The organism is Streptomyces cellostaticus, assembly GCF_023630175.1.
Taxonomy (GTDB): Bacteria; Actinomycetota; Actinomycetes; order Streptomycetales; family Streptomycetaceae; genus Streptomyces; species Streptomyces cellostaticus_A.
The window spans coordinates 22104-28103 of record NZ_JALLIN010000065.1 but is presented as its reverse complement, the minus strand read 5'-3'; the positions used below and the strand labels follow the sequence as shown (position 1 = coordinate 28103).

The 6000-nt window shown below is 66.8% G+C and carries 5 protein-coding genes; 3 read left to right on the top strand and 2 right to left on the bottom strand.

Translation table 11 applies throughout. The annotated features are described in order from the left end of the window. Positions 1–478 precede the first annotated feature (478 nt). Positions 479–1228, bottom strand: coding sequence for a glucose 1-dehydrogenase (locus tag MXD57_RS29240; RefSeq protein ID WP_250405187.1), 750 nt, complete (start codon positions 1226–1228; stop codon positions 479–481). A gap of 332 nt (positions 1229–1560) precedes the next feature. On the opposite strand from MXD57_RS29240, the gene MXD57_RS29235 reads away from it, so the two are divergent. Beyond that, on the top strand, positions 1561–2148 hold the full coding sequence (locus tag MXD57_RS29235; protein WP_250405186.1) for a TetR/AcrR family transcriptional regulator: 588 nt from the start codon (positions 1561–1563) through the stop codon (positions 2146–2148). Between the two features lie 538 nt (positions 2149–2686). After that, positions 2687–3130, top strand: a complete 444-nt coding sequence (locus tag MXD57_RS29230) for a VOC family protein (RefSeq protein ID WP_250405185.1) — start codon at positions 2687–2689, stop codon at positions 3128–3130. Positions 3131–3300: 170 nt separating this feature from the next. Here the strand turns inward: MXD57_RS29230 and MXD57_RS29225 are convergent, their stop codons facing one another. After that, on the bottom strand, positions 3301–4128 hold the full coding sequence (locus MXD57_RS29225; RefSeq protein WP_250405184.1) for an alpha/beta fold hydrolase: 828 nt from the start codon (positions 4126–4128) through the stop codon (positions 3301–3303). Positions 4129–4487: 359 nt separating this feature from the next. Here MXD57_RS29225 and MXD57_RS29220 point away from each other — a divergent pair, with 359 nt between their 5' ends. After that, positions 4488–5975: an FAD-dependent monooxygenase gene (locus tag MXD57_RS29220; RefSeq protein ID WP_250405183.1), complete on the top strand. Its 1488-nt coding sequence runs from the start codon at positions 4488–4490 to the stop codon at positions 5973–5975. Positions 5976–6000: the final 25 nt, after the last annotated feature.

The following is a 6000-nucleotide window of genomic DNA, read 5'->3' as shown; positions in this document are numbered from 1 at the left end:
TGTGGGTGACGACCAGGACGCTCAGCAGCGATCGCTCCACGTGATCGTGGCACCCTTCGCCGCGACCTCCTCCAGCACCTTCCTGAGCTCGTCGGCCGCCTTGCCCTGTGCGGTCTCTGGCACCTTGGGCCCGCCGGGCGCGGATTCGGTGGGGGGACGAACAGGTGGTCGGCGCCGTCCGCGCTGTGGCTGGTTCGGTGGCACTCCCCGCGGGCGGGGTCGGCTTCGTGGGCGAAGTGACAGACCCTCGTCACATAGGACCACTGAGAGCGCCTCGAGCAACCCCGGATCGGGCTCTGCCGATCATCTGTGTGTACGGCGTCCGACTCCACGCCCTCAGCCAATTCCGGGGGTCGCCGTGTGCCCGCACACCGGCGGGGCTGCGCTCGCCCGAAGGCTCGGTGTGACTACCGGTGTGACCGCGACGCGGTCACACTCTGTCTTCGCTGGGACGGGCAAGCGCATCGTCTTGCGGCGATCAGATCTGGTTGAGTCCGCCATCGACGAACAGCTCGGATCCGGTGACGAAGCTGCTCTCATTGCTGGCGAGGAATAGTGCGGCGGCTGCGGCCTCGTCCGGGTGCCCCATCCGGCCCAGCGGTATCTGGCTGGCGAAGGCGTCCCTCATCTTCGCGGCCTGGTCGGCGTCCACGGCCAGGCCGGTGATGCCCGGGGTAACGATCGGGCCGGGCACCAGGGTGTTCACTCGGATCGCGCGGCCGCTGAGTTCGTTGGCCCAGGTGCGGGAGAAGGAGCGGACCGCGGCCTTGGACGCGGCGTACACGCCGAAGGCGGCGCCACCTGAGGTGGCAGCGGTCGATCCGGTCAGGATCACCGAGGCGCCGTCGTTGAGCAGCGGAATTGCCTTCTGAACGGTGAAGAGCATGCCTCGCACGTTGATGTTGAAGGTGGCGTCGAAGTGCTCCTCGGTGACCTGCTCAAGCGCGGCGAACTCACCGCCGCCCGCGTTGGCGAACAGTACGTCGATGGACCGGCCCCGCTCGGCGACAGCCGCGTAGAGGCGGTCGATGTCCGCGAGGTTCGCGACGTCGCCCCGGACGGCGGTGGCTTCCCCACCGATCTCGGCCAGCGCGGCGTCGAGAGCCTCCTGCCGACGGCCGGTGATGAACACGTGCGCGCCCTCACGCGCGAATCGCTTGGCTGTGGCCAGTCCGATTCCGCTGTTGCCTCCGGTGACGACTGCCGTCTTCCCGTCAAGCTGTCCCATGATCGCTTATCCCTGTCCGGTGCAAACGCCAAAAGCCGTGCACCATGTGTCGCCGCAGTGTTACAGCCCGTAGCGGACCGCCTCGGGCCACTTATGGACTGTACGGTAAAGAACCACGTTATGGACCGCTCGGGCAAAAACGTGACTGCATCCACATCGCCGAGCGGCGACGAGCCGGCCGACGCCGGTCCGCCCGTCGGGACGCCAGGGCGCCGGGGGGAGCCGTGCGCCACACGCCCCGCCACCACCTAGCCTGCCGCCCCTGCGTGCCGCATGCAGCCGGGCGCTCACGATCTGGACCGATGAGTCAAGAAGGACGTATGCTGTGGAACATGGGACGACCGCGTAATTTCGACGAGAACCAGGTTCTGGAGTCTGCGCGCAAGCAGTTCTGGAACAAGGGGTACGCGGCTACGTCACTGCAGGACCTGACGGACGCCACCGGACTGGGCAAGGGGAGCCTGTACGGGGCCTTCGGCGACAAGCGGCAGCTGTTCCTGCACGTGCTGGACGGCTACCGCGACGAACAGCTCAACGGCGTCCGGGCGGTCCTGACCGGGCCCGGTACGGCCTTCGAACGCCTGACCCTGCTCTTCGAGGGCGTGGCCAAGGGATTCACGGAGGACCCGCAGCGGCGCGGCTGCCTTCTGGTCAACAGCACGTCCGAGCTGCACAGCAATGATCCGGACGTCGCCTCCCGGGCCCGGAGCAGCTACCAAGCGGTCGAAGATCTTCTGATCGCCTGCGTGAAGGAAGCCCAGGACGAGGGGACGATCGAACCGGGGGCGGACGCTCAGGAGGTCGGGCGGCTGCTCCTTGCCGTCATGCAGGGCATCGAGTTTCTCGCGAAGACCGGCATGGACGGCTCAGCTCTGCTGCAGATAAGCCAGGCCGCCCTCCAGCAGCTCTCCCGGCACTGACCATCCTGCGGGCCAGCACCCTTCACGGGTGACGTGCCGACCGACGGGGACCCAGGGGGGCCGCTTGGGTCGGCTGCGAGCACGCACATCACCTGCCCTCCGAGCACCCCCACGAATGGCCCGGCTCCCGCCCCAGCGCGGTTGACGGTCCGCCCCTTTCGCCAGGCCCTTGAGCAGGCACTCCGGCCGGGCGGCTTCGCCATCGACTGCGGAGCAACGCGGGCCCAGGCTACCCAAGTCCGCGCGGGACCTCACTCGCGCCTCACTTCCGCACGCCGACGGCGATTCGCCAACTGGTGCATTGGTCCACTGAATTCGCAATGCACCTGAAGAAGACACCAGTTCTTGACTGTACGGTCCATAAGGTCTACATTTGACCTATGCTCCGCGGATTCGCTATTGCAAGTAGATATCGGGTCGGCGGCAGACGGGCACAGACTGTTCCGCTGCACGGCACAGAGAAGCCGGGCGGAACGCGCGAGGGGTCTCGCGTGCCCCACCGCAAACGCCTGCACCCGCCCAACGAAAAGTGATCACCATGACCACCGCTGCCCAGCCGCCCTTCCCCTACAGCCTCCACAACGTGACGATTTCCGTCAGTGACCTCGACGCGTCGATCCAGTGGTGGAACCGGGTGTTCGGCCTCACCCTGCTGGCGAAGTCCCGCTTCGACGCCATCGGAGCGGACGTCGCCTTCCTGGAGGGCCCCGGGTTCCGGCTCGAGCTCCTTCAGCCCGCGGACGGTGTGCGGATCCCCGAACTGACGGCAGAGCCCCCCGCCCACATCCGCCCGATCGGCAACAAGGCCCTGGTCTTCCGCGTCGAGGACCTCGCCGGCGTGACCCGCACCTTCCGTGACCTGGGCGTGACGACCGTCTGGGAGCAGATGGACCTCGGCGACGGCAGCATCTCGACCGCGATCCGCGACAATGACGGAAACCTCATCAACGTCTTCCAGCAGGGCGCAAGCCCGATCGACTGACACGGCGAACCGATCGCCCAGGCTACCGAGCCAGTTTCAGGCGCTCCGGACATGGTTGCCCGGGACATCTTTGAACCGTCCCTCCCGGGCGGCCAATTCACAGCGCCACTGGCCGGCGGTGTCCTGGGGTAACGGCAGCGCCGCCGTTGACCCAGGACTGGGGGAAGGCACTAACTACGCGCGAACTCAAGCAGGTCTCTGTTGAAGATCTCGGCGTACTTGGGCACCATCGCAAGGCCATGAGGTGCGCCCTCGTAGACCTTGTACTGCGCGCCCTTGACGATCTTGGATGACTTGTGACCCGCGGAGACGATGGGCACGATCTGGTCGTCGTCGCCGTGCACGATCAGTGTCGGCACATCGACCTTCTTCAGGTCCTCGGTCGTGTCCGTCTCGGAGAACGCCTTGATGCAGTCGTAGGCGCCCTTGATCCCGACGGTCATGCTCCACAGCCAGAACTCGTCACGCGTTCCCTGGGAGACGGTCGAGCCCTCACGGTTGGCACCGTAGAACGGGGCACTGAGGTCCTTGTAGTACTGCGAGCGGTCCGTGAGCACACCCTGGCGGATCTCGTCGAACACCTCGATCGGCAGGCCCTCGGGGTTGGCTTCCGTCTTCAGCATCAGGGGAGGGATGGCGCCGAGCAGGACCAGTTTGGCGACCCGTCCCGTACCGTGCCGGCCGATGTAGCGGGTGACCTCGCCGCCGCCGGTGGAGTGCCCGACCAGAATGACGTCGTGCAGGTCTTCTGCTTCGATGACCGCCGCCAAGTCGTCGGCGTAGGTGTCGAGGTTGTTGCCGTCCCAGGGCTGACCGGAGCGGCCGCCGCCGCGTCGGTCGTGGGCGATGGCGCGGAAGCCGTTGTCCACCATGAGCTTCATCTGGGGGTCCCAGGCGTCCGCGGTGAGCGGCCAGCCATGGGAGAAAACGACGGGCTGGCCCGAGCCCCAGTCCTTGTAGAAGATCTGCGTGCCGTCCTCGGCGGTGGCGAAGGGCATGGTTGCGCTCCTCTCGAAATCCGCTCACGGGCCCCTCACGTCACGCCCTCGGGGATGCGGCGGAAGCGGCACCGCATCTGGTCAACATAACTGCGGGGCGCCGATTCACGCGTCTTCAGTCACCGCTCTGGTGCGAGTGGGTGGACCGATGCCTGACAGGCGGGGAAGTGGCCCGTATCGTACGGTGGTGCTTAGACGCTGCGGGCACTTCCATGGTCAAGCGAAGTCACGGGTTACGCCACCCGAGTGAAGTCCCGGGCACGACGGCCCAGTCGCCCTGAACATCACCACTGATGGTGGGCGCTAGCCGGATAATCACGCGTCGTTCTACTCGTTGTATGGCACGCGGAGGACAGAGCATGGGATCCGACGTTGGCGTGCTGGTCGTCGGTGCTGGTCCAGCGGGGTTGCTGCTCGCAGGTGACCTGGCCGAGACCGGAGTGCGCTGCACCGTCGTGGAGCGACGGGAAGGGGAATCCCAGCTGACCCGCGCATTCGCCGTTCACGCCCGAACGATGGAGCAACTGGACGCCCGGGGCCTTGCCGACGACCTGCTGATGACCGGCCTGCGCAACCCGATCCTGCAATTCCTGCGGATCGATCTCTCGCACCTGCCTACGCGATACCCTCACGTACTCGTGACGCCCCAGTACAACACCGAGCGTCTGCTCCTGGCCCGCGCCCTGGAACACGGCGTCAACATCATGCGAGCGCATGAAGTGAACGGCGTCCAGCAAGACCCCACCGGTGTCGACGTCACCGTCAAGACACCAGCTGGCACTGAACAGAGCCTGCGCGCGGACTACGTCGTCGGCGCGGACGGACGGAACAGCTGCGTACGAGGGTCCCTCGGCCTGCCATTCCCCGGCCGCTCCGCCGTTCGCTCCATGATGCTCGCAGACGTCCGCATGGCCGACCCGCCGAAGAAGCCGCCCACCGTGGCGGCAATCGGAGACGCCTTCGCCATCGTCGTCCCGTTCGGCGACGGCTGGTTCAGGGTCATGGCCTGGAATCGCCACCACCCCATGCCCGACAACGCATCGGTCGACCTGGAGGAAATCAAAGACGTCGCACGCCAGGCGCTCGGCAGCGACTTCGGCATGCACGACCCCCGCTGGCTCTCCCGATTCCACAGTGACGAACGCCAGTCCCCCCGCTACCGGGTAGGCCGGGTGTTCCTCGTCGGCGACGCCGCCCACGTCCACTCCCCCGCCGGCGGCATGGGTCTCAACACCAGCATCCAGGACTCCGCGAACCTGAGCTGGAAACTCGCGGCCGTTCAGCGCGGCCGCGCACCAGACACTCTGCTCGACAGCTACCAGAACGAACGCCACCCGGTGGGACACCGGGTCCTGCGGATGAGCGGCGTACTGCTCCGCGGTGTCCTCACCACACCACGGGCACTGTGCGGCCTCCGTGACCTCTCAGCGCGTACGGTGCTGCAAACCCCGCCAGTGGCCCGACGACTGGCCAAGGCGATCTCGGGAATCGACATCTCCTACACCGCACCGGCCGGCGCACACCCCCTCGTCGGCAAGCGGGCACCTGACATCCCCCTCACCGACGGACGCAGACTCTACGAAGCCCTCCGCAAGCGACGGTTCGTCCTCGTCACACCGTCCGACACCGACCGCCTCCCCTCACTCATCACAGAGTGGACCGACGAGGTCGAGATCGTGTCCCCGAAGGGCGCCACCAAGAAATGCGTACTGGTCAGGCCAGACGCCTACATCGCATGGGCCATCTCAGACGAGTCACCAGAACATCGCATCACCGCGGCCCGCCGAGCACTGACCGAATGGTGCGACACACAGGGCGCCGGCCCCGCCGCCTCCTCACCGCGTTAGGATCCGTCTTCACACGGGTCTCGTT